Raw genomic sequence first — 25,080 nt, forward strand, 5'->3', positions numbered from 1 at the left:
GCATTATTTTTGCACAACTTAGAAAATACAAATCGAATTTGTTGGGAAAGACTCAAATCATTTTCATTTTTATAAAATTTTAATTCATTTTTTACTAAATAAAAATATTTTTATTATGGCAGCTATTGAAGCAACGCAAGCAACTTTTACAGAACTTATTTCTTCTAGCCAACCTGTTTTGGTTGATTTTTGGGCAGAATGGTGTGGACCTTGTCAGATGATGACTCCTATCGTTCACGAGCTTTCTGATGAGTATGCTGGAAAAGCAAAAATCGCAAAAGTAGATGTAGATTCAAATTCAGAACTTACTGTAAAATATGGTGTTCGTAATATTCCTACAATTCTTATCTTTAAAGATGGCGAAATTGTAGAAAAAATTGTCGGAACAACTACTAAAAAAGAACTTCAAAACCGTATTGATAAATTGGTATAAAGTTATTTGAAATACATTTTAGTTTTGTAAAACTCTATTTTCTTCTTTTTGGAGAGAGTAGAGTTTTTTTACCTAAAAAAATCACAATTTAAAACATGATCGAAATAAATAAGAAGATTTATTTTTCATTTTCTGAGAATTGTTATTTTTACTTGGATTCTATTCAAGAATCAATTCATGAGATTACAAAAGAAGAATACTGTAAAGCTATATTTGGTAATTATAACTTCAACTTATACAAGTTACTAGGCTATAGATATTGTATCATGCCAAATAAAATAATTACTGCATTCTATCAGCAAAATGATTTAAAAATATTCGATAGAGAAGGAGTTTTGATAGAAGTAAAAAAAAACTTTTTTGGAGGATTTACTCCTTATCAAATTCAATTAGATGATTCTATGCAAAATCTGTGGATAGCAACAGGAGCAGGACAGATAGTTCTTTGTAAAAATATAAATACTGGTGCTACTATTTTTGAGTTAGGCATCCCTTATGAAGAATATAGTCCATTGAGCTTTCCAGAAGATATTAACAGAGCTGATAATAAACTCTATATCACTGAAATGGGGAACAAATGTATTTCAGTATTAGATTTGATGACAAAGAAAAGAACTATTTATCTAAAATTTGAAGAGGCTGTTTGGAGTTTTTCAAAGTTTTCAACTCATGAAATAATACAGTTAGATTCTGGAATCTATTATAAAAGAAATCATTCAAGGATAGATTTTTATAAAAATAAAGTCTAAAAATTACAGGTTTTTTTTGTATGTTCGTTTTCTAAAAAAAATAAATTCGTAATTTATTCTCTGTAAATATAGAACACCTTATTGTGATTTTGTTCTAAAACCATATCCTGTAACGCACAGAACATTAAACTGAGTAACATCAGTAAACAAAAACTATCAATTTATAACAAAAAAAGGAGAAACACAGATATTTTAAAGAGTAAATCTAAAAACAGATTAAAAAATTCTTAAAAAATTATGCACGCATAACATTTTTTACTTATCTTTGTTTATAGACTAATAGCTCAAATTTACCAAATAAAAAGCTGCATAGCAAAATTGAATGGGAAATAAAAATGGTATTTTTGAATAAAAAAGACTAAAAAAACCAACCAATACCACAAACACATCAAAAAATCAGCTAAAAAATAAATAAAAATGGCTACTAGTAAAACTCAGATAAAAAAAAATGGAATTAAAAAAAACACTAATTCTTTTTCAGATAATTCTTTAATAGATAGAAAAAAAAGACGTTCTGTCGATTTTGCTATCAAAGCATCTTGGTTATCGATTGCCAAAATGTATAATATGATAGGTACAGAACACGGAATCACACACTCAACAGGGTTTGTTTTGTTGAATATTGACCAAGAAAATGGTTCTCCTGCTACCAAAATAGCTCCTTTAATGGGAATGGAAGCACGTTCATTGACAAGAATTTTGAAATCGATGGAAGAAGAAGGTTTAATTGTTCGTCAAAGCGACAGTGAAGACCGTAGAAAAGTAATGATTTGTCTTACAGATGAAGGAAAGCTAAGAAGAGAAGCTGCTAGACAATCTGTAAAAACATTTAATATGCAGATTTTTGATAAAATTTCTCCAGATAAAATGGAAAATTTCTTTGAAGTAATAGAACATATAAATAGAACGGCTGAAAGAAATCTCTCTCAAAAAAATGATTTTATTCAAGATGTTCGTACAAAAGTAGAAGAAGCACAAAAAAATAATTTTCAAAAATAAAGTTAAAAGCAAGTAAAAACCCTAAAAAATTTTAGGGTTTTATTTTTGTTAAAATTGTATTTGAAAATTCCATTTATACAAACATTATTTTCTATCTCTTGTTTTGATAATTTCTAGTTAATCTATTTTAGATTTCAATAAAAAAAGCTAGTTAAATTTTTGAAATAATTATGCACGCATACCTTTTTTTCTTATCTTTGGTTTTAGATAGGTTATACAGAATATTATTTCATCTAAAATAGTTTTTTAATAAAGAAATAATTGTATAATTTACTCATACAAAAAAAGATTTTATATTAAACTCCAAAACTATATATTTTATGACTCAAGTTGCTCAAGCTCCTGCTCAACAAAGCAAAAGCGCAAAAAAAACAGCAGAACGCCACATTCGCAAAGTGGCAATTTTAGGTTCTGGTGTAATGGGTTCTCGTATTGCTGCCCATTTTGCTAATATTGGCTGTGAAGTTGTCTTATTAGACATCATTCCTTTAGACGCTCCAAAAGATGAAAAACAAGAAAAAAGTCTTCTTTGGAGAAATAGTATTGTTAATAAATTTTTAGTAGAAGCTACAAAATCAAAACCAGCTCCTTTTTATAGCAATAACTTTGCAAGCCGTATCAAAACAGGCAATCTTACTGATAATCTTGATTGGATTGCTGATTGTGATTTGATTTTAGAGGCTGTTATCGAAAGACTTGATATTAAACAACAACTTTTTGAGCGTGTAGAAAAACACCGTAGAGAAGATGCAATCATTGCTTCGAATACTTCTGGTATTCCAATGCACATGCTTATCGAAGGAAGAAGCCAAGGTTTTAAAGAGAATTTCTGTGGAATGCACTTTTTCAATCCTCCACGTTATATGCGTCTTTTGGAAATTATTCCTTGTGAGCATACAAAACCAGAAATTGTAGATTTCCTTTTACAATATGGCGACCTTTATTTAGGTAAAGAAACTGTTCTTTGTAAAGACACTCCTGCATTTATTGCTAACCGTGTTGGTGTTTTTGCAATTATGTCTGGACTTCATGCAGTAGAAAAATATGGTCTTACAGTAGGTGAAGTAGATAGACTTACAGGACCAATCATCGGACGTGCAAAATCAGCTACTTTCCGTACTCTTGATGTAGTTGGATTAGATACAACTATCAAAGTAGCAAATGGTGTCGCTCAAAATGTACCAAATGACGAGCGTAAAGAAATGTTTGAATTGCCAAACATTGTAAAAGAATTGGATAAACGTAAATGGTACGGAGACAAAACCAAACAAGGTTATTTCAAGAAAACAAAAGACGAAAAAGGAAAAACTGTTATTCTTGAATTAGACTTAAATGATTACGAATATAAGCCTACTGAAAAGCCAGACATTAAAGTTTATGGAAAAGCAAAAGACGAAGATGATTTGAGCAAACGTTTTGCTATCTTCTTAAATGATGATTCTAAATATGGCGAATTTTTCCGTACTACATTTTATGATGTATTCGCTTATGTTTCTAATCGTATTCCTGAAATTGCAGACCATACTTATCAAATAGACAATGCAGTTTCTGCTGGTTTTGGTTGGGAAATGGGTCCTTTTGCTACTTGGGATGCCCTTGGAGTAAAAGAAACGATTGCCAAAATGGAAGAAGCTGGCTATAAAGTAGCTGACTGGGTTAAAAATGTAGATTCTTTCTTCAAAACTGAAAATGGTAAAAAATTGTATTTTGATATAGAATCAAAATCTTATAAAGTAATTCCAGGGACGGAAGAATTTATTGTTTTAGATGCTATCCGTGGAACAAACAAAGTTTGGGGTAACGATGGAACAACGATTTTTGATTTAGGTGATGGTGTTTTAGGTTTAGAATTCCATACTAAAATGAATGCTATTGGTGGAGAAGTTATCGAAGGAATCAATACAGCTATTTCTTTAGCAGAAAAAAGTTATTCAAGTGTTGTTATTGGTAGTGATGCACCAAACTTTTCGGCAGGAGCAAACCTTGCTATGCTTTATATGTATGCCTTAGAGCAAGAATTTGATGAAATAGAAATGATAATTCGTCAGTTCCAAAATACAATGATGCGTGCCAAATTCTCTGCAATTCCTGTTGTTGCTGCAACTTCTGGATTAGCTTTAGGTGGTGGTTGCGAACTTTGTTTGCACGCTGACCACGTACAGGCACATACAGAAACGTATATGGGGCTTGTAGAAGTTGGTGTTGGTCTTATTCCTGCTGGTGGAGGAACAAAAGAAATGATTCGTCGTACTGCAAATACATTTACAACTGGCGATCCAAAAGTAAACCGTTTGCAAGATGTATTCTTAAATATTGCAACTGCAAAAGTAGCTACTTCAGCACAAGAAGCATTAGAAATGGGATTCTTACGTAGTCATGATGGTTATACACTTAACCGTTCAAGATTGATTGCTGATGCAAAACGCAAAGCTATGGAAATGGTAGCATCAGGTTATACTCAACCAACGCAACAACAAGATATTGATGTAGAAGGAAAAACTGCTTTAGCAACCTTTACGGCTGGTGCTGTTGGAATGCTTTACGGTCATTATGCAACTCCTCACGACATCAAAATTGCTAAAAAATTAGCGTATGTAATTTCTGGTGGCGACCTTTCAGGTGCTGCTAAAGTTTCAGAGCAATATCTTTTAGACTTAGAAAGAGAAGCATTTTTATCTCTTTGTGGTGAGCAAAAAACATTGGATAGAATCAATAGTATTCTTTTCAAAGGCAAACCGTTGAGAAACTAATAAATTCGATTACGAATTATGAATTAAAAATTACGAATTATGAAATACTATTTTTTTATAACTCTAATTTTATATTTCAATCATTGACATTTTTTTTAATAAAATATAAAATAACATAAGTTACTAGTAATTTATTTTAACAGTTGAAGACTGTTAGCTATTTGGTTTTAACTGATTACTGGTAACTGTTTACTGATAACTGACATGAATACAGCATATATAGTAACTGGCTTTCGCAGCGCAGTAGGAAAAGCTAAAAAAGGTGGTTTCAAAAATTACCGTTCAGACGATTTGGCAGCAGATGTAATTAAGCATCTTGTAAAATCTATTCCTAATCTTGACCCAACACGCATTGATGATGTAATTGTTGGTAATGCAATCCCAGAAGGAGAACAAGGAATGCAAATGGGAAGACTTATTTCTCTTCTTTCTTTGCCTTTGAATGTTCCAGGAATGGTTCTTAATCGTTATTGTGGTTCTGGTTTGGAAGCAATTGGACTTGCTTCTGCACGTATCCAAGCAGGAACAGCAGATTGTATCATCGCAGGTGGAACTGAGTCTATGTCAGCTCTTCCAATGATGGGATATAAACCAGCTCTAAACTGGAATATTGTAAGCGAACACCCAGAATATATGCTTTCTATGGGACTTACAGCAGAGGAAATTGTTCGTGATTACAAAATTACTCGTGAAGACCAAGATGCTTTTTCTGTAAACTCTCACAAAAAAGCATTAAAAGCGATTGCTGAAGGAAAATTCAAAAGTCAAATCGTTCCTGTTGAAGTAGAAGAAAACTACTACGAAGATGGACAGAAAAAAACTCGTAAATATACAGTTGATACAGATGAAGGACCTCGTGCAGATACTTCTATGGAAGGTTTGGGTCGTCTTCGTCCTGCTTTTGCAAGTGATGGAACAGTTACAGCAGGTAACTCTTCTCAAACTTCAGATGGTGCAGCTTTTGTAATTGTTATGTCTGAGAAAATGGTTGAAGAATTAGGTCTAAAACCTCGTTTGAAAATGTTAGCTTATACTTCTGCTGGTGTTGATCCACGTATTATGGGAATCGGACCTGTGGCTGCTGTGCCAAAAGCATTAAAACAAGCAGGTTTGAAATTAGAAGATATTGATGTAATCGAACTTAATGAAGCATTTGCAGCACAATCTTTAGCTGTAATTCGTGATTTGAAGCTAGATGAATCTAAAGTCAATCCAAATGGTGGAGCAATTGCATTAGGACACCCACTCGGTTGTACTGGAGCAAAACTTACTATTCAGTTGATGAATGAAATGGAAGCACAAGACAAAAAATACGGAATGGTTACTGCTTGTATCGGTGGTGGACAAGGTATTGCTGGTATTTTTGAACGTGTAAACTAATAAATATTTAATTGTACTGACACTTTGAAGTGTCTGACAATTTATAAATAAACAAAATCCCCTATTCAATTAATTTTGAATAGGGAATTTTTTTAACTCTTTATTACTATTTTTCGTTCTATTATGGGAAATCAATAAAAATACCCTATGCACATTCATAAAATAGAAACAGAAAAATATCAAGAATTTTTATTACAAGAAAGAAAAGACCCAATTACAGGCGATTTGATTAGAGAAAATGATAAGGTTGTTTTTTGTGCAAGTTGTAAATCTGTTTTCTTAGTCGATACGTGGCTTTATTTAGATGAGAAACACTGTGAGCAATCTGAAACATTAGAAAAATTTCCTTCTATATCTACTCTAATTTTAAGAGATGAGATTTTGTTTTATAATTTCTTAGAAAATTCTGATTCATTAATAAAATCAACTCCTGCTCCAAAAATCCCTCTACAAGTAACTTTACAATGGAAATATAAATCAAGAAAATTATCTTCTTTTCATTCAGAAAAATTTAGTTTAATAATCTTAATTTTACAACTGTTTTTTTTTGGTTTGATGGTAGCTTCTGCTTTTAATGGTTATCTCATTATTGTACTTATAAGTCTGTTAAGTATGCTTTTGAGCATTTCAATCCCTTATTTACGTGATAACTATTATGGCAAAAGACTAAAAACGGCTCATAAGTTTTTCAAAAGAGAAAGTTTTTTTATCACTCACCAAACAATTGGTTTTAGTGAAAAATATGGAAAAACAGAATATACTTTTCCTTACAAAAATATAGATAAAATTATTTTTAAAGAAGCTGCTCACTTTTTAGCAAAGGATTCTATCTCTATTTTTTACATAAAAGAAAATCAAAAGCAAGTAATATCTGTAGCTCTATCATCTGTTTTCCATAACAGATTAAATTTCCTTGATGCTTTTCAATATTTAGCTTCTAACCTTTCCAAACCCATAGAATTAAAGCTATATAAACAAAAATATATAGACCAAGCAAAAAAAATGATAGAGAAACGAAAAGCAAATTTTATACTCATAATAGACTAAAGTAGCTTGTTTACCCTAAAAAAAAAATACTATTCCAAAAAATCAAAAAAAATCCGTATTTTTGAAACTTATATCTAATAAAAGACTTTTTTAAACTATATATATAATTGATAGTAATAGTAACTGGTTCAAGCGTCGACGCTTGAGCCAGTTACTAAATACGACTTTTACTCATTTTATGCAACCATTACTTAGCGAACAAGAAATTCTGCGTCGTCAGAAAAGAGAACAACTTATACAACTAGGAATAGAACCTTATCCTGCTGCACTTTATAATTTTACACATACAGCCAAACAGATTAAGGCTCTTTTTCCAGAGGAAAAACCAGAAGGAGAGGAGAACTTTGATGATTTTAAGGAAATTTCTCTTGCAGGTCGTTTGATGACAAATCGTATTCAAGGTTCGGCTGCTTTTGCAGAAATTGAAGATAGCACAGGACGTTTGCAAGTTTATTTTCGTAGAGATGATATTTGTCCTGATGAAGATAAAACGATGTATAATACTGTTTTCAAAAAACTATTAGATATTGGAGATATTATTGGCGTAAAAGGATATATTTTTCGTACAAATGTAGGAGAAATTACACTTCGTGCTACCGAATTTACGATTCTTACAAAATCTCTGCATCCTCTACCTGTCGTAAGGCGAGTAGAAAATGAAGACGGAACAGTAAAAACGTATGATGCTTTTACAGATTCTGAACAGCGTTATCGTCAGCGTTATGTAGATTTAATTGTGAACCCTGAGGTAAGAGATGTTTTCAAAAAACGCTCTCAGCTCATGAATGTAATGCGTGAATACTTAAATGACAAAGATTATTTAGAAGTAGAAACACCAATTTTGCAGCCAATTTATGGAGGTGCAGCAGCTCGCCCTTTCAAAACGCATCACAATACATTAGATATGACTCTTTATTTGCGTATTGCAAATGAATTGTATCTAAAAAGATTGATTGTTGGTGGTTATGATGGTGTTTATGAGTTTTCAAAAGACTTTAGAAATGAAGGAATGAGCCGTTTTCATAATCCAGAATTTACTCAAATCGAACTTTATGTAGCTTACAAAGACTACGAATGGATGATGAATTTGGTAGAAGAAATGGTAGAAAAAATTGCTCTAAAACTTCATAATTCAACAGAAGTACAGGTAGGCGATAATATAATTAACTTTGCTCGTCCTTGGAAACGCTACACCATGTATGAAGCCATTGAGCATTTTACAGGTGTTGATATTTCGGAAATGAGTGAGGAAGAGATGCGTAAAGTTGCTCTACAATTAGGCGTTCCGATTGATGATACAATGGGAAGAGGAAAATTGATTGATGAGATTTTTGGAGAACATTGTGAGCCAAAACTGATTCAGCCTACATTTATTACAGATTATCCTGTTGAGATGTCGCCACTTGCCAAAAAACACAGAACAAAAGAAGGTTTGGTAGAGCGTTTTGAAGCAGTTTGTAATGGGAAAGAAATTTGTAACGCATTCTCTGAGCTTAATGACCCTATCGACCAGAGAAAACGTTTTGAAGAACAGTTGGAACTTGGAAAACGAGGCGATGATGAAGCAATGATTTTGGATGAAGATTTCTTAAATGCTCTTGAATACGGAATGCCACCAACGGCAGGTTTAGGAATCGGAATTGACCGTCTTTCTATGATTATGACGAATCAAAATTCTATTCAAGATGTTTTGTTTTTCCCTCAAATGCGTCCTAAAAAACAACCAAAATATGCATCTGAAAGCGATTATGAAGCATTAGGAATTCGCACAGAACTTATTCCAATCATTCAAAAATTAGGTTTCCTTACTATTGAAGACTTGAAAGAAGCAATTCCTTCAAAACTTTTCAATGATATGTGTGGAATGCGTAAGAAAATGAAACTCAAAGAAGTAAAAAATCCAACCAAAGAAGAAGTAGAAGGTTGGTTGAAATAAAGTTATTATGTGTCGTTGGTGGGGACACCAACAACGGCAAGAGCATTAAATAAACGAAAACTCCTATCTAATTTTTGAAATTGGATAGGAGTTTTTTTGTAAAATGTAATTTCTATTTTATATACTCTTCTTCACTCAAGCCAAAATCAGAATCAATAATCAAAACTTCCTCATAACTCAATTCATAGAGTTTATACACCAAAATATCAATTTTATTTTCTAAATCTGTTGTATCTGTTTTTGGGTTTTTCTTTTTTGATTTTAGAATTTGGTTTACTAGTATTTCTATTGCTTTTGTTTGATTTTTATCAGCATTTGGCATAGGTATTTTACCAAAATAATCCCAAATTAATTGATAACCATTTTGTATAGCTGTACAATAATTAGATATTAACCACCAACCTACTTTTGAATTTAAAATAGCAACTAAAGTTTTATCATCTTTAGGAATCATCCACATAGAATTATTGCAATATAAACCTTGATCATCATAAATAAAACAAGGTTTTACTTGAAAAACTTGATACATTATCTTAGGTTTCTCAAATTCTTTTATGTAAGAAGAAGCCCATCTTTGCATAGCATACCATTCATATCTTATTCCAGTTTCTGCTTTATTTCTCTTCTCTAATTTATCTTTGTAGGATAAAAGATGTTTATAAATAATAGGATAACTACTTTCAAATTCTTGTTCTGCTTCCTTTGAAGCTCCTGTAATATTTGGTTTATTTTGTAATGGAAAATGCCAAGGAATAAATAATAAATGATTGTTTACTTTAGGAGTTACATAAGGTTGTATTTCTCTTCCTGATAAAAGTGGTTTTATTACTTCTTTATTTTTGACATCTTCACTAATAAACTCATTTTTTGTTTGTTCATCTATTACAAATGCTTCACTTAAACCTGTTACAACACCTCTAAAGACTTTTTCATCTACATACTCTTCTAAAGTTTGTCCTTGACTCTTCATTTTTGAAAGTAGATTTTTTGTTTTTTTATCTATTAGATTCCAACCTGTACTTTCCAATTCTTGTTGGCTCATTTCAAAACCTAATGTAGTTGTTTTTTCTTCTAAATTTTTGAAATCCAAATCATCTATATTAACGGCTTTAAAAGAATGTTCATGTTCTTTTTTGAATTCTTCTTTAGCAGCAGAAATGATACACGGATAAGCAGTTGCTTCTGTAAAAACACGCAAATCTCCAAAATCAATAATTTCGTGAAGTTGTTGTTTCTGTAAAAAATCTCTTAAAGGCTTCCCAAAACCTGCTCTCAAAAACTTATTTGCCACAATAAAAGAAAAAATACCTTGTGGTTTTAAAAGATTTATTCCCAATTCGATAAAGAAAACTAACAAATCTGATTTTCCTGTATAGGTTTGATAATGATTTTTCAAATGAGGTTTTTGTTCTTTTATTTCCTCTTGCCTGATATAAGGAGGATTTCCAATTATAGCATCAAAACCAGTAAAATTACCTTCTTTATCCAAAACTTCAGGAAATTCGAAAAGCCATTCTAGCGAATTTCTATAAATTCTATCTGTTTCAAAAGAAGATATTTTTTCATTTGCTTCAAGAATTTTGTTATCTGCTTTTTGCTTTTTTTCTAAATATCCTTTTGTGTTCGTATCAAAAATTTGTGTGTTTTTATATTCTGTAAAATAATTAGTTGATAAGGTTTGTAATTCGTTACGCAACTTTTTCAAACTTGGGTGCTGCTTTTTTAAGTTTGTTTTATAGTTCTTAATGTTTTTAGTAAGTTCCCATTTTGCATTTTTATCTTTTGTATTTTTATACAAAAAGACCCAATTTTTATATTCTTCAAGGTATTTTTTGAAGTTTGGTGCAGCCTTCAAATCATTATAAAATTCAATATCATTTACATCAAAACGACTAACCAAAGAATTTCCTGTTTTGATATTAATATCAATATTTGGTAGCGTTTGAAGGTCTTCACTTTTTTTATAATCAATATAATACGCATTTTTTAAAAGCTCAATCCACAAACGCAATCTACATATTTTGACAGAATTAGGATTGATATCGACACCAAAAAGACAACTTTCTATAAGTGTTTGTTTTTCGTGAAATAGTGTTTCTTGTACAATTTGATTTAATTCATTTTTAGGTCGATAGATAAAAAATCGGTCATCTCTATCCAAAATAACAAGTTCGTCATTTTCGACTTTAACATCAAGGTATAAGTATTCTCCATTTTTACCTACCAAAATATTAAGCTCATTTTTTATTACAATAAGCTCATTCAAAGCACTTACTAAAAAGTGTCCAGAACCAACAGCAGGGTCGCATATTTTTATAGAATTAATGATTTGATTAGCTTCTTTTCTTACAATATTTCGGTCGCCTTTTCGAATATAATCATAGAAATTTTCTTTTAAAGAATCGAAGCTTTGATACTCCCATCCATAATGAGCATTGAATTTTTGTAAGACCGTTTTACGCAGCGTTTCTTTAGCCATATACATTGTAATATAGGCAGGCGTGTAAAATGAACCTTCTTTGTAGCCGTTTATTTTTTCAAAAATAAGTCCTAAAACGGAAGATGAAATAAGAGCTTTTCCTTGATTGCTCTCATCTACTTTATTTTGGTCTGTTCCACTAAAATCATACGCATCTAAAAAACGAAAAATATAGGATAAAAGAGAAATTTTGCCTTTTGAAGTTTTTAGATTATCCTTCAAAACCGTTTTATCATAAATTTCTAATTCTACTCCATTTATACTTGAAACCCGAAGTGTACTTTCTTCTAATTCACTCGGTTCAAAAAGTGAACTATTCAAATACGGAACACGCTTGTATTTTTCCTTTATACGTTCTTCGTTTCTCTCTTCTGGTTTCTTTGCTAAAGCCGAAAAAAACAAATCTTCCAAATCATTAAAACGAGTAATAAAATCAGTATTTAAAAACTCATATTCTTTACTTTTATTATAAACTACCAGTTGAGCTTCCAATAATTTGAGAAACAAAATTCGATTTATCCAAGTCAAGCAAAGCTCTAAAGCAACATTAAATAGTTGTTCTTCTCTGTCTTGTCCATAGTTTTGAAGGTGTTCTACTTTCTTTAAATACTCTCTATCATCTAAAATAAAAATAGTCGTTTCTAATAACGAACCTTTATCTCTCTCTTTTTGCTTTTTACGTTGAATTAAATTTATACCATTATTTTTTACTTCTTCTAACCCAATGATATGCAAAAGTTCAAAATAAAACTCTCTATTTAATTCATTGCTATCATTTCCATACGATTGCGCTAACAAATGAATAGGCGAAAAAATTTTGTACAAAGACACCAATTTGTCATCATTTGTATTTGAGAGAGGTAAATAATTTTCGTAATCATCTTTAATATTAATATACAAAAATGGTAATTCGTATTTTACCTCTTCAATGTATTTTTTAGCAATTTCAGTGTAGAATAATTCATTTTTGGCAGAATCTTTTCGTCCACTTACAAATTCATTGTATTCTTTGAGTAATTTTTTGTTTTTGTAGAAAAAATTATAAAAATCTTCTCCTTTAAAAAAATACCACTCATAGCCATTTGTAGCAATCAAATGTTTGATTTGATTGTTGTCTAAATCTATTCTTTCCGTCAAATAATAAAGCAAAAGTTCTTGTAATGCTTTTTTATTTATCTCATTAACTTTCAAAAACTCATTTGTATTGCTTGGTCGCTTGGCTTCTATCAGAACACTTATATTACTTTTTGCATCTTTTCCTGCATAAATAGCCAAATCAACACGGTTTTTTGTATTGATTAAATAATCTTGATAAAATGTTTTTTGTAAAAAATCAGCTATATATTTCTTAACATTCTCTTCGTGTTCTTTTTTTTCATCACTTATTTTTATATGTTCCAAACACTCCAATAATGAACCTTTAAACTGATTTATTTCATTCCTAATAATGTTAACTTTGCGATAAGAAGGGTTGAGAACTTTGCTAGGATTTGTAATTATGTTCATCTATCTATTTTAATAAATCTCTAATATGAGTGATTCTATTTTACTTTTTTCAAAGTAATAAAAGTATAAAAAAAACAATTCCTTTCCAATAAAAAAGCCTATTCAATCATAAAAATTGAATAGGCTTTTGCTTTTAGAAAATATAAATTCTAATTTATTCTTGTTCTAAAACTGCATTAATTGCTTTGTCAGCTTGAATAAAGTTACCAGCTTTTTCGCCAGCTTCTAATTCTTTACCTGTTGATTTTAAGATTTCAAAAGCAGTTTTTGTATCTAGCTCTGGATTCAATGCTTTCATTACACCCAAGAGACCAGCTACATAAGGAGTTGCCATTGAAGTACCATTTAAGAATTTATAAGTTCCTTTAGGATACGTAGAAAAAATCTGAACCCCAGGAGCTGCAATTCCCATTTCCATATCTTGTACATGGTTAGAGAATGGCGCAATACTCAAATCAGGCGAAATAGCCGAAACAGTGATTACACCTTGTGCATTAGCTGGTGAAAAGTCTTTTGCATTTTTGTTAGAGTTTCCTGCTGCAACTACTACAATCGCACCTGCTTTATTTGCATATTTTACAGCTTCTGAATACGCTTTTTGATGAGCATCATTTGAAGGACCTCCCAAAGAAAGCGAAATTACATCTGCTCCTGCATCTGCTGCCTTAATGATTCCTGCCAAAACAGTTTCTTGAGAACCAAAACCAGCATCATTCAACACTTTGATACTAGAAACAGTTACAAACTCTGAGTTTGGAGAAAAAGAAGCAATTCCTTTTCCATTGTTTGTTACTGCTGCTGCGATTCCTGCACAATGTGTTCCGTGTCCTAATTTGTCATAATCACTTTTCTTTTCAAGAGAAAGGTAATTTGAAGTAATATCTTCATGGTCAGCTTCTACACCCGTATCTAAAATAACAATCTTTGCTTTTTTCTTTGGTTTTTGTTCTTTCAAAGAAGCATACATTTCTGCCACTCCCATTTTCTCAAATCCCCAAAGGTCTTTCAAGTTAGGATCATTGATTCCAAAAGAAGGTTTGTTTGGAGCTACATCAAAAGAGGTAGTTGGATTAGTTGGAAGTTCTAAGATTTCATTGTTTTCTAAATAATCTACTGCACCCGAGTTTTGAAGCTCACCAATGATTACGTCAATATTTTTTAATTGAAAAGTAGGAATATCTAAAATATAATATTCTTCTAATTCAGAATATTCATCGTGCTGCAAATCTGGAAAAGCTCTACGAATAGACATACTGTATTTTTCCAAAATTGGAACAATATCATCTTTATTCGTCATATTCAAATCTAAAAGAAGTTCGCCATTTGCACTAAGATTTGAAGGTAAAGTAGCTGTTTCTTTATCACCAATAATTTTTTCTCCTATAATTTCAGTTGGCTCAGAAGTAAAACCATTTTCGTAAGTATCTACTACTGCATCTCTACCTGCATCAAAAAAGAATAACTTTAGTCCTGCAATAACTGCAAAAATAGTAAAATAAAGTACTTTAGGACGAGGAGCAAGACGGTTGAAAATCAAGATAACAACAGTAAGAATTGCCAAATCAGGAGTAAGAACACCTAAAAGGTCGTACATAAGTCCACCGTCATTAAAAAATAATGACAGAATATAAAGGAGTGAAGAAACTAAAAAGCTGTTTCTTGCAAAACCTGCTGCGTGTTGGCGTTCTTTCAAGAAGAAATAAACGGCTGCTGAGAGCAGAAGTCCACCATACGCTAAAGGATATAAGAAATTGAAATTTTCCATAAAATTAGAGTTGATTTATTTTTATAAATGAGAATTGATTACAAGTTGTTTTTTTATTATCGCTTAAATATCTATCAAAATACGATTTATTTTAGCAATTACAAAATGCTTATGTTGGTTTAACGGAATTTATAGCTGCAAAGTTTACTTCACAAGATAGTTTTTAGCAACACTACTTTAGTATAACTTTATAAAATAGTAAGTAACTGAGCAAAATAAAACATATCTAAAAAAGAATTAGAAAATGGAAATTTAAACTGTCAAGACACCTTTGAGGTGTCAGACAGATTTCATTAACCTATAAATAATTTTGCCCAGTTACTTATCTAATTTTAGACAAATTAATCATTTATAATTTTCTTTATTTGGTCTTCTAGTTTTCCTTGTTTTTCCCATTCCAAATAATTATCTAGTGAGTCTGTTCGGTATTTTTTCTTATTTTTAGTTTGTTCTTTTATCTTTTTATAGATGAGAAGCATTCCTTTTACACCTGCTAAATTCGTTTCAAAATCTGTACTTTTAGCCTCTTTATTTTCTAATAAATAAGTAGTTTTGGCAAACATCATAGCTAAAAGTAAATCTTGAGTATATTCAAATCGTTTGTCAGAAAGCATTTCGCCTTCAATTTTTCCGTCAATAGCTAGAGTAACATGAGGCGCACCTGTTATCCAAGCCATCAAATAGGCTTGCAAAATATTTCGAAGTTGAATGGTCGTATTATCTTTTTCTAAAGGGTTATAAGTAAACCAATCTTTTAAGCCTTTTTCTACTTGAGGCTGATGCTCGTAGTAATCTTCTTTTGTTTGAAATGTTTTATCAGTAAGAGTTTGAGCTTGAACAAATGAAGAGACACAAAAGAAAAATAGCAGAGATACGATTATTTTTTTCATAAAAATTGGTTTTTATTTGACTTTATTAAACATAAAATTCACAGAGAATAAAATTGCGTTTATCAGTTGAATCCAAGATTCTTAATTCTAACCTCTAACTTTATTCTGTATTTACTTCTTGATTCATACTTCTAACTTCTTACTTTATTCCTCTTCCATTGCTTTCAAACGCTCACTAAGTGGAGGATGTGAATAATTAAAAAATACATACCAAGGATGTGGTGTCAGATTGGAAAGCGAATCAGCAGAAAGTTTTTTGAGAGCTGTTGCAAGTGGTTTGCTTCCGTAGGTTTCCTTTGCATAATTATCAGCTTCATATTCATTCTTACGAGAAAAAATATTAAATAAAACTTCTGTAACTGTAGAAATAGGCGAATAAAGAAAGCCAAAAGCAACCATATTCAAATGGATTTGCCATTCATTTGCACCTAACGCCAAAGAAATTTCTTTATTAAAAATAATCTGAGCTAATATAAAAAGAGTAAACCCAGTTTGAACAATAGAAATTGCCATCATTTGAAGAATATGATGTTTTTTGTAATGTCCTACTTCGTGAGCAAAAATAGCCACTAATTCTTCCGTTGAGTGTTTTTCTAAAATTGTATCATAAAAAACTACTTTCTTTTGCTTGCCAAATCCCATAAAAAAAGCATTTGCTTTTGTAGAGCGTTTTGAGCCATCAATTACAAAGATATTTTGAAGGGGAAAATAAACACTTCCTGCATACTCTTCAATCGCTTCTCTAAGTTCGCCATCTTCTAAAGGAGTGAGTTTGTTGAAAAGTGGCATTATCAAGGAAGCATAAAAAAACTGCATTCCGACAGAAAAAATTGTAATAATTATCCAAAAGTAAATCCAAAAATTCTTACCAATCTCTAAGACAAGATATAAAAGAACATAGCCTATAATTCCTCCCACAACTGCACCAAGCACAAGTCCTTTGAGTTTGTCTGTAAAAAATAATTTCTTTGTTGTTTTGTTAAACCCAAATTTTTCTTCAATTACAAAAGTATGATATAAAGAAAAAGGCAGCCCCAAAAGCGAAGAAGCTATTGTAACTACACCAAAAAAAGCAAGTGCATGCCAAATTGGATTTTGAAAATAAACTTCTAAATATTCACTTAACCAACCAAAAGAGCCTGTAATAAGAAAAGCAAGTGTAAGAATAAAACTAATTGAGTTACTAATCAATGAAAAAGCTGCATTTGATTTTTTATAGGCTTTTGATTTTTGGTACTCATCTTCTGTATAAATATCTGAGAATTGATTGGGCAAATGAGCAGGTTGTTTTTGAGAGTTTAGCCATTCTAAGAAATTTTCTAATAAAAAATTACCTACCAAAATAGCAATAATAAGAATTAGGATTTGAGATGCATTCATTAAGTTATCGTTTAATTACTATTCAAAAAAATGTTTTAACTGATTTATTTTGTTATAACTTCAAAATGATTTTTTGGTTTAAAATAAAAATTGTTTTTATGATTTATAAAAAATACAATTTCAGATACTTTCTATATTAGTTTAAAATCCGTATTTTTCGGCAAAATTATACATTCATTATTCCTTTTGAATAAATTACACTTATTTTTCATGAAAATTTCAATAGCAAACGACCACGCAGGAACAGAATACAAAGAGTTTTTACAAAATTATTTGACTAATTTGGGTCATGAAATCAAAAATTTTGGTACAGATAGTTCGGATTCGGTAGATTATCCTGATTTTGCACATCCTTTGGCAAATTCTGTTACCAATAAAGAAACCGAAATAGGAATTTTGATTTGTGGAAGTGGAAATGGAATTGCTATGAGTGCAAACAAACACGCTGATATTCGTGCTGCTATTTGCTGGAATGAAGAATTAGCTGCTCTTGCTCGTCAGCATAATAATGCAAATGTGATTTGTATTCCTGCTCGTTTTGTAAGTCAAGAGTTGGCTCAAAAAATGGTCGAAACTTTCTTAAAAACAGAATTTGAAGGTGGAAGACACCAAAAAAGAGTTGAAAAAATTTCTTGTTAATTTTTATTCAATTAAAATCAAAACCTTTTCCAAAACCAATCTGTTCTAGCTAGTCTATACACGTATTTTTTTATTTACCTTTTTTATGCAAATTTTCTTTACTGTTCGTGAGCATCTTTCAGAATCTATCCCTTGTATTTACTTGCTTGGCGAAAACTTTGATAACCTTCCTTCTACTTTTTCTGATACGTTTCCTGTTTCTTCATTGATTCATTTTTTTGAAAATGAACAACATCCAACACCTGTTTTTTTGGATAACCAAGTTGTTTTTGCTGTTCCTTATCTTGCCCCTACACAGGAAAGTTATGTTCACAAAGAAAAAATGCGTAATCAAGGAAATTGGGTTGCAGGGCTTATCCAACAACATGCAATCAATAAATTACAAGTTTTTTCTGATGCTGTTTTGAGTAAAGAAAGTGTTCTTTGTTTTTTGGAAGGGTTGAATTTAGGAAGTTATAGTTATGAGAAAAAAGGAAATTCAGAAGATTATTTTAGAAATACATTACAAGTAGAAGTTGTTTTTTCAAATGAGACAGAAAACATCGAACAAGAAGAATTAGAGAAACTAACTACACTTTGTGATGCCGTTTGGCTGACTAGAGATTTGGTAAATGACCCACCTAATTTCAAAAACCCCTCTTTGTATGGACAAAAAATAGAAGAATTAGGAAAAGAAGCAGGATTTGAAACTGAAATTTGGGATAAAGAACGCATAAAAGCTGAAAGAATGGGAGGACTTTTGGGAGTTTCACAAGCTAGTCATGAAGATGCCATTTTTGCAAAAATTACCTATTCGCCAAAAGAGGCTACCAACGATACACCTATTGTTTTGGTAGGAAAAGGAGTTACTTTTGACATTGGTGGTTCGAATATCAAAACTTCAATGTCTGCATTAGAAATTATGAAATCAGATATGGGAGGTTCTGCAAGTGTTGTCGGACTTATTTATGCACTTGCCAAAAATAATATTCCATTGTATGTAGTCGGACTTTTACCAATTACAGATAATTCAATCAGTAATAAAGGGTTAGTTCCAGGCGATGTAATTACGATGCGAAGTGGTCTGACGGTAGAAATCACAAATACAGATGGCGAAGGACGATTAATTATGGCTGATGCGCTAGATTATGCCAAAGAATTAGCACCCGAATTAGTGATTGATTTGGCAACACTAACAGGAAATGCTGTGCGTGCCATAGGAGAAGAAGGAACAGTTTTTATGGGAAATGCTGACGAATTATTAAAAAGAGCTTTAGAAAAAAGTGGACGAGAAACCTATGAGCGTTTGGTAGAATTTCCTTTATGGGATGAATATAAAGAGTATTTAAAATCTGATGTTGCTGATATAAAAAATGTAGGTGGAAATTTTGCAGGCGCAATCATTGCAGGAAAATTTTTAGAGCATTTTGTGGATTTTGATTGGATTCACATGGATATTGCAGCTCCAGCTTATCTTATGAAACCTTCTAGTTATAGAGGAAAAAATGGAACAGGAACAGGTGTCAGAACATTATATCATTTCTTGATAGAACAATTTTCTTAGAAATTTGTTTTTTAGAATTTTTCAACTTTGACAGTCCTTTCACAAGGCTGTCAATAGTTTATGCGTTAAACTATTGTCAGAGTTGTTTTGGATTACCAAAAAACTACTGACAAAGTTTTTATCAACACATCCTAAAACCTACCCTCTTCTTTGTATTAAAATCTATACTGATACGTAATTGTATTTACCCATTCTCTTGAAAGCCCATCAGGATTTGTGTAGCGTTTTTGTAATTGTTTTCCTAAAAGTAATTTTAGACTTGAGCGTACCGAAAAGTTATATGTTCCTCCAATAAGTCCACTAACAGCAACACCTTTACTATCTTCTACTTCTACCCTTTCTCCTGTTTGTGGGCTTGTAATAATATCAGGTGTAAAACGATAAATAGGCAAAATTCCAATATTCATACTCCACTTTGAAAAACGAAGATTATATTCTGCTCTTAGCATTGCATCTGTTCCTCTATCCAAAAGTTGAGCAACAGGATAATGAGTTGCTGTTTCAAAAAGTGGGTCTTCTTGCCAAATCCCCCATTTAAAACCATTATCTATTTGATTGAAAGGATGTTGAACTCCTGCTGCAAACAAGAAATTTTCATTAATAAATGCAATTCCTGCAATTACATCATACGTTCCCAAACTACTTTGATAATACATTGGTAAAGCTAATCCTGTGTCATTTTTGAAATTTGCGTCATTTGTAGGTATTTTTGCTCCCAAAGTAGCATTTAATTGCCATTCTTTTTTCTGAATAAGCGTTCTTGTCAAACTAAGTGAAATATCTCCAACACCTTGTGTGTTTGCTAAAGGTCCTTGTACAAAAGTATAAGGAAGTTTAATTTGTGCTTGCCATCTATCAGAAATGCCTACATTTGCTTCAGCAACATAAGAAAGAATTTTGTCATCAAATTTAGTAAGTCCAATATACTGTGTCAAACTAACAGAACGAAGACGAATATTGATTTTTTTGCTAAAAGGTTGGTCTGGGCGCATTGCTCCCATCGTACAAAAACCTGCATCACTACAACCTTGAGCCAATACACTTGTTGTTTGTAGAGATAAAATAGATACAAAACCCAAAACAAACAAGTTCAATAGAGAATTAGCAGTACATATATTTTTCATAAAAGGAATATAATTTTTCAAAAATTCAGATAAAATTAAAATGATACAAGACAATCAAAAAAGAAAATTAAAAGCCATTTTTTCACTACTAATTGGTAGTTTTTTATTAGTTACTCTTTCAAAAAGTAGCTTTGCCAATAATGTAAAAATAGAAAATTTAGTGATTACAGAAAATAACTTTTTAGAGTGTACGGTAAAATGGGAAAACAGTTGGTTTTTTAACAAAGAACTTACCATTGCTTCAGAAAATCAGTCTTCTACACACAAAAATAATTTTACTTTCAGAGATGGTGTTTGGTGTTTTTTAAAGATACGAACAAATGATTACACTTGGAAACATATTTATTTATCAGAAAATGAAGTTTTTATAAATTCTGATACAAATGAATTGTTAGACACAGAATTAGAAACTATCAGAGACAAAGGAGGCTTTTTTTTAAAATCAATTATAAGAGAAGAAAAAAACGGAATTTCTCAAACTTCTATTTCTATAAAATTACCTGATGAAATAAAAAATCAATTTGGGGTGTATGATATTGCACTTTATGCTGTCGAAATGGTTTGGGTAGATGAAGGAGGTTTTTTTGTAGGTGATGGGGTTCACTCACAATATGCACTGCGAAAAGCAACACAAACTAATGACAGCACAGATATAAAACCATTTTTGATAAACTCTGAAAATGAAATCTTGGTAGGAACAAATGAGAATAGTTTGTATGGAAATAATGAACAAGAAGAATTTCCAAAATCAAATATTCCTGCTACTTTTCCGAAAGGTTACAACGGTTTTTGGATTATGAAATATGAAATTAATCAAAGTCAATATACAGATTTCCTCAACACTTTGACTTTCAAACAGCAATTAAACAGAACGGCAAACTCTCCAGAAAGTGATGCAAATACACCTGCTTTAGCTATTTCTTCAAATACACTTTTACGTAATTCTATTGTTATAAAAGAAAAAGGAAATGAAAACTTAAATATTCCTGCAATTTATGAAATTAAAGAGGGAAAATACAGAGCTTGTAATTGGCTAAATGCAAAAGATATAGCTGCTTTTTTGGATTGGGCAGCCTTACGACCAATTACAGAACTAGAATTTGAAAAAGCTGCACGAGGAATAACAAATCCTCTAAAAGGTGAATTTTCTTGGGGAACTCCTTATATTATCGATGCAAATACAATACAAAATGATGGGACAGAAAGTGAAACAGTTTCAGAATTAGCAAATAGTATAGATTCGGCAGGACTTGCGCCTTATAACTCTGGGATAGAATTTAATCAACTAAATGGTGTTTTGAGAAATGGTTTTGGGGCAAAGGGTTTAGACTTTTCTAATTCAGATTTTGAATTGCGTTTGCAAGCAGGCGCAAGTTTTTGGGGTGTACTAGAACTAAGTGGAAATGTTTGGGAATACTCTGTAAAAATAAATAATTCAAATACATTAAATTTTCAAAGAAATCAAGTAGGAAACGGTTCTTTAGATGAAAATGGAAATGCTGATTTTCTTTCCTTTGATGTAATAGAAGGTTTTATTGTTCGTGGTGGCGCATGGGACAGTGTAACCTATCCAGTTGGAGATTTTAGAGATTTATCAGTTTCGGCTCGTTATTATTCAACACTCAAAAACCAAAATAGACGTGGAACAACTGGAGGGCGAGGAGGAAGATAAAGTAAAAAGTATGAAATCAGAGGTAAGAAGTAACAGAATTTATGTTATTTGTAGGTCAGAGGCTTGCCTTTGACTTGTTGCAATAGTTTGTTTTTAATTCAAAAAATACAAATACAGTTAAAGGCGAGCCTTTGTCCTACATTAAAACCTCTGACTTCTTACTTTGTTAAACCTCCTGTAAGTCTAATCAAAGTCGTATTTGCATCAATCAAATTATAAGTTGCCTGTAATTCATTAAAAGCAGCATTTTGAAAAGCATTTTGAATTTGACGATAATCAAAAGAATTTATCAAACCTGAATTATAACGCTCTTCCAAAATCTGTAAATTTTGTTCAGATACATTTTTACTTTCTGTCGATAAGGCTAATAATTGCCTTCTGACATTATACAAATCAAAAGCTCTAGCCAAATCTCTTGAAAGCGTAAGTTTGTTTTGGTCGATAGAAAGACTCCCTATATTTTCCGAAATTTTGGCTCTCTGAACAGCTCGTTTTAGCTGTCCTCCATTAAAAAGAGTAAATGATAAATTAAAGTTGAGAAAATAGTTTGTTGTCGTTGCATTTATAGGCTCTGTGGGTGCTGCACGGTCACCTGAAAAAGTAGCTTGACTCAAATCCTGTCTGTTGTAATTATATGAGTTTCCTGCTGAAAGAGAAAGCTGAGGCATAATAGCAGCTTGATTTAATAATGTTGCATCGTGCAGAATAGCTTGAGAAATCAAAAGACGATTCAAATCTGGGTTTGCTTCAAGCATTTGTTTTTCCAAATCATCAAACTGATACGTTTCTGCTGGGGCTTGTAGTTTTTCATTTATCTCATATACTTTGTCTACTTCTTTTTCTCCCATCAAAACATTCAAATCACGAACAGCATTTCTATACACTAATTCTTGATTGATTAAATTAATAGAATCTGTTAGAAAATTGGTTTTGGTAAGAAGTGTTTCGGCAGTTGTGGCAGTTCCTAATTCTATTTGTACATCAGAATATTTATTTCTGTCTCTTGAATAATTCAGTACTTTTTTGAGAACATCAATACGTTCTTTTTCCAAAATAACTCTATAATATCCCAAAATAACAGCTTGAATGGCATTTTGAATAACAATTTCTGCATTTCCTTCTGATTCTTCCTGCAACTGTTCCAAACGATGTTTGGCTATTTTGGTTCTGAATCCATTAAAAATTACCCAATTTACATTCAGAGCAGGTTGAATGCTATTATTGATTACATTTCCAGACAAAAATGAAGCAGGATTGTCTATATTATTTACACCATTATTTTGTTGTAAAAGAAGATTTATGGTTGGAAAACGCCCAGTTTCACCCCAATTATTATTGAGTGTTGCTTGTTCTATACGTTGTCTTTCTATCAAAATTCCATAGTTATTTTTCAAACTTTGAGCGATTGCTTCTTGCAGTGTAAGCGTAGAATTTGTAGTTTTAAAAACTTGATTTTGAGTAGAATTTGTTTGTGCAAAACTAGAGGAAAAAACCAAAGAAAAAATAACTACTAGAACAAAAATAAAATAAAATTGATAACCGAACGAGGAAATATTTTTCATAAAATAGAAATGAATAGATAATAAATTAGCAATTAGAGGTAAATTATACTCATAATTTTTAATTGTTTAATAAGCAGTTACAAAACAACTCAATTCCTTACAAAAGGATACGGAAATAAGAATAGATTAAGAATTTTTAAAAGTAGAGCTTCATTTTTTAACACAGATTTCTAGCGAGAATACATTTTTAAATTATTTCTTACTTTATTCCATCGTATTACTTCTGACTTCTGATTTCATACTTTTGACTTTATTTATTTCCACCTATTTGCCACAAAAACACCAAAAATAATCAAAACCATTCCAATAAAATGTCCAGATTGTAAAGGTTCATCATCAATTACTCCCCAAAAAATAGCTACAATCGGAATGAAGTAAGTTACTGTACTTGCAAAAACGGCATCATTTAACTGAATCACTTTATTAAAAATAATCAAAGCTATTGCTGTTCCGACAACTCCTAAAATAACGATATAAAAAAAAGATTTCCACACTAAAGCAATAGGAGGAATAATCGTCGTTTGTGTAGTAATTTCTTGCGCTTCTTGGAAATGAGAAAGGAAAGGTGTTCCAAAAAACAAAAACAAAATAGAAGGAATGCCCACAGTAAGAAAAGCACAAGAAGCAATCGGAAAGGAAGCCACTTCTGAAAGGTTACTTTTAATGACATTTAGACTAATCGCATAAAAAAACGCTGCCAAAACTACAAAAGCAACATACATATTTATATCTCCAAAACCTCCTCCTTTTTTGGCAATACTCAAAAGTCCTGCACCTATAAAAGCAATTCCTAAACCTACTAATTGTTTGTATTTGAGTGTTTGACTAAAAAAAAGCGCACCAACTAAAACAGTAAAAAGGGGTGTAAGTCCATTCAAAACGCCTGTAACCGAACTCAGAAGCCGAGTTTGGGCAAGTGGAAAAAGTACAGCAGGAATAGCATTCCCCAAAAGTCCTGAAATAAGCAAATATTTCCATTTTGACTTCGGAATTTTTCGTGCATGAAATACAGCAAAAGGCAACAGAGCCACAAACGCAGCCGAAATACGCAGCGCACCAATTTCTAAAGGGGAAAAAACTAGCAAACCTCTTTTCATCAAAATAAAAGAACTTCCCCAAATAAGAGCAAGCAAAAAAAGAAGAAACCAAGATAAAACAAGAGGATTTTTGGTAGAAGTAGAGCTGTTCATAGGAAGAATAAAATTACTTTTTTTTGCAGAAAAAAT

General features: G+C 31.4%; 17 protein-coding genes. 10 read left to right on the forward strand and 7 right to left on the reverse strand.

Translation table 11 applies throughout. The annotated features are described in order from the left end of the window. Positions 1–115: 115 nt before the first annotated feature. The 7 genes from trxA to lysS all read left to right on the forward strand — a co-directional run bounded on the left by trxA (position 116) and on the right by lysS (position 9,294). Positions 116–433, forward strand: a complete 318-nt coding sequence (trxA, locus tag ACE193_RS02300) for a thioredoxin (protein ID WP_338792160.1) — start codon at positions 116–118, stop codon at positions 431–433. Between the two features lie 266 nt (positions 434–699). Beyond that, the gene (locus ACE193_RS02305; protein ID WP_375561406.1) at positions 700–1,182 is read left to right on the forward strand and encodes a hypothetical protein; all 483 of its coding nucleotides are present in this window, start codon (positions 700–702) and stop codon (positions 1,180–1,182) included. 417 nt (positions 1,183–1,599) lie between these two features. Beyond that, complete coding sequence (locus ACE193_RS02310) at positions 1,600–2,181, forward strand: MarR family winged helix-turn-helix transcriptional regulator (protein ID WP_375561407.1); 582 nt, start codon at positions 1,600–1,602, stop codon at positions 2,179–2,181. 320 nt (positions 2,182–2,501) lie between these two features. Continuing rightward, positions 2,502–4,931: a 3-hydroxyacyl-CoA dehydrogenase/enoyl-CoA hydratase family protein gene (locus tag ACE193_RS02315; protein ID WP_375561408.1), complete on the forward strand. Its 2,430-nt coding sequence runs from the start codon at positions 2,502–2,504 to the stop codon at positions 4,929–4,931. Positions 4,932–5,135: 204 nt separating this feature from the next. Beyond that, entirely contained in the window at positions 5,136–6,311 is a 1,176-nt protein-coding gene (locus ACE193_RS02320; protein WP_375561409.1) for a thiolase family protein, read from the forward strand. Between the two features lie 147 nt (positions 6,312–6,458). After that, a complete protein-coding gene (locus ACE193_RS02325) occupies positions 6,459–7,358 on the forward strand; it encodes a hypothetical protein (protein ID WP_375561410.1) in 900 nt (299 codons plus the stop codon). A gap of 178 nt (positions 7,359–7,536) precedes the next feature. Continuing rightward, positions 7,537–9,294 (forward strand): lysine--tRNA ligase, encoded by a 1,758-nt coding sequence (lysS, locus tag ACE193_RS02330; protein ID WP_375561411.1) that lies wholly within the window; start codon positions 7,537–7,539, stop codon positions 9,292–9,294. A 112-nt stretch (positions 9,295–9,406) separates the two neighbouring features. On the opposite strand, the gene ACE193_RS02335 is transcribed toward lysS, so the two are convergent. The 4 genes from ACE193_RS02335 to ACE193_RS02350 form a co-directional block, all read right to left on the reverse strand. Further along, positions 9,407–13,279: an Eco57I restriction-modification methylase domain-containing protein gene (locus ACE193_RS02335; protein WP_375561412.1), complete on the reverse strand. Its 3,873-nt coding sequence runs from the start codon at positions 13,277–13,279 to the stop codon at positions 9,407–9,409. A gap of 154 nt (positions 13,280–13,433) precedes the next feature. Further along, positions 13,434–15,044 (reverse strand): S8 family serine peptidase, encoded by a 1,611-nt coding sequence (locus ACE193_RS02340; protein WP_375561413.1) that lies wholly within the window; start codon positions 15,042–15,044, stop codon positions 13,434–13,436. Between the two features lie 341 nt (positions 15,045–15,385). Then, positions 15,386–15,934 (reverse strand): hypothetical protein, encoded by a 549-nt coding sequence (locus ACE193_RS02345; RefSeq protein WP_375561414.1) that lies wholly within the window; start codon positions 15,932–15,934, stop codon positions 15,386–15,388. A 144-nt stretch (positions 15,935–16,078) separates the two neighbouring features. Then, on the reverse strand, positions 16,079–17,314 hold the full coding sequence (locus ACE193_RS02350) for a M48 family metallopeptidase (RefSeq protein ID WP_375561415.1): 1,236 nt from the start codon (positions 17,312–17,314) through the stop codon (positions 16,079–16,081). Positions 17,315–17,524: 210 nt separating this feature from the next. On the opposite strand from ACE193_RS02350, the gene rpiB reads away from it, so the two are divergent. Together rpiB and ACE193_RS02360 are read left to right on the forward strand one after the other, a co-directional pair. Then, the gene (gene rpiB, locus ACE193_RS02355; RefSeq protein ID WP_375561416.1) at positions 17,525–17,953 is read left to right on the forward strand and encodes a ribose 5-phosphate isomerase B; all 429 of its coding nucleotides are present in this window, start codon (positions 17,525–17,527) and stop codon (positions 17,951–17,953) included. Between the two features lie 85 nt (positions 17,954–18,038). Next, on the forward strand, positions 18,039–19,496 hold the full coding sequence (locus ACE193_RS02360) for a M17 family metallopeptidase (protein WP_375561417.1): 1,458 nt from the start codon (positions 18,039–18,041) through the stop codon (positions 19,494–19,496). Positions 19,497–19,651: 155 nt separating this feature from the next. Here the strand turns inward: ACE193_RS02360 and ACE193_RS02365 are convergent, their stop codons facing one another. Continuing rightward, entirely contained in the window at positions 19,652–20,620 is a 969-nt protein-coding gene (locus ACE193_RS02365) for a hypothetical protein (RefSeq protein ID WP_375561418.1), read from the reverse strand. A gap of 40 nt (positions 20,621–20,660) precedes the next feature. On the opposite strand from ACE193_RS02365, the gene ACE193_RS02370 reads away from it, so the two are divergent. After that, positions 20,661–22,292: an SUMF1/EgtB/PvdO family nonheme iron enzyme gene (locus ACE193_RS02370; protein ID WP_375561419.1), complete on the forward strand. Its 1,632-nt coding sequence runs from the start codon at positions 20,661–20,663 to the stop codon at positions 22,290–22,292. Between the two features lie 158 nt (positions 22,293–22,450). Here ACE193_RS02370 and ACE193_RS02375 read toward each other — a convergent pair whose 3' ends face one another. Further along, on the reverse strand, positions 22,451–23,854 hold the full coding sequence (locus ACE193_RS02375) for a TolC family protein (RefSeq protein WP_375561420.1): 1,404 nt from the start codon (positions 23,852–23,854) through the stop codon (positions 22,451–22,453). A 254-nt stretch (positions 23,855–24,108) separates the two neighbouring features. Continuing rightward, positions 24,109–25,044 (reverse strand): DMT family transporter, encoded by a 936-nt coding sequence (locus ACE193_RS02380; protein WP_375561421.1) that lies wholly within the window; start codon positions 25,042–25,044, stop codon positions 24,109–24,111. Between the last annotated feature and the right edge of the window lie 36 nt (positions 25,045–25,080).

This window comes from Bernardetia aquimarina (genome assembly GCF_042180575.1).
In the GTDB taxonomy this organism is placed as follows: Bacteria; Bacteroidota; Bacteroidia; order Cytophagales; family Bernardetiaceae; genus Bernardetia.

Bases quoted from the DNA above. Each gene is read 5' to 3' on its own strand.
- trxA (WP_338792160.1), top strand. From the start codon at position 116: ATGGCAGCTATTGAAGCAACGCAAGCAACTTTTACAGAACTTATTTCT.
- ACE193_RS02305 (WP_375561406.1), top strand. From the start codon at position 700: ATGCCAAATAAAATAATTACTGCATTCTATCAGCAAAATGATTTAAAA.
- ACE193_RS02310 (WP_375561407.1), top strand. From the start codon at position 1,600: ATGGCTACTAGTAAAACTCAGATAAAAAAAAATGGAATTAAAAAAAAC.
- ACE193_RS02315 (WP_375561408.1), top strand. From the start codon at position 2,502: ATGACTCAAGTTGCTCAAGCTCCTGCTCAACAAAGCAAAAGCGCAAAA.
- ACE193_RS02320 (WP_375561409.1), top strand. From the start codon at position 5,136: ATGAATACAGCATATATAGTAACTGGCTTTCGCAGCGCAGTAGGAAAA.
- ACE193_RS02325 (WP_375561410.1), top strand. From the start codon at position 6,459: ATGCACATTCATAAAATAGAAACAGAAAAATATCAAGAATTTTTATTA.
- lysS (WP_375561411.1), top strand. From the start codon at position 7,537: ATGCAACCATTACTTAGCGAACAAGAAATTCTGCGTCGTCAGAAAAGA.
- ACE193_RS02335 (WP_375561412.1), bottom strand. From the start codon at position 13,279: ATGAACATAATTACAAATCCTAGCAAAGTTCTCAACCCTTCTTATCGC.
- ACE193_RS02340 (WP_375561413.1), bottom strand. From the start codon at position 15,044: ATGGAAAATTTCAATTTCTTATATCCTTTAGCGTATGGTGGACTTCTG.
- ACE193_RS02345 (WP_375561414.1), bottom strand. From the start codon at position 15,934: ATGAAAAAAATAATCGTATCTCTGCTATTTTTCTTTTGTGTCTCTTCA.
- ACE193_RS02350 (WP_375561415.1), bottom strand. From the start codon at position 17,314: ATGAATGCATCTCAAATCCTAATTCTTATTATTGCTATTTTGGTAGGT.
- rpiB (WP_375561416.1), top strand. From the start codon at position 17,525: ATGAAAATTTCAATAGCAAACGACCACGCAGGAACAGAATACAAAGAG.
- ACE193_RS02360 (WP_375561417.1), top strand. From the start codon at position 18,039: ATGCAAATTTTCTTTACTGTTCGTGAGCATCTTTCAGAATCTATCCCT.
- ACE193_RS02365 (WP_375561418.1), bottom strand. From the start codon at position 20,620: ATGAAAAATATATGTACTGCTAATTCTCTATTGAACTTGTTTGTTTTG.
- ACE193_RS02370 (WP_375561419.1), top strand. From the start codon at position 20,661: ATGATACAAGACAATCAAAAAAGAAAATTAAAAGCCATTTTTTCACTA.
- ACE193_RS02375 (WP_375561420.1), bottom strand. From the start codon at position 23,854: ATGAAAAATATTTCCTCGTTCGGTTATCAATTTTATTTTATTTTTGTT.
- ACE193_RS02380 (WP_375561421.1), bottom strand. From the start codon at position 25,044: ATGAACAGCTCTACTTCTACCAAAAATCCTCTTGTTTTATCTTGGTTT.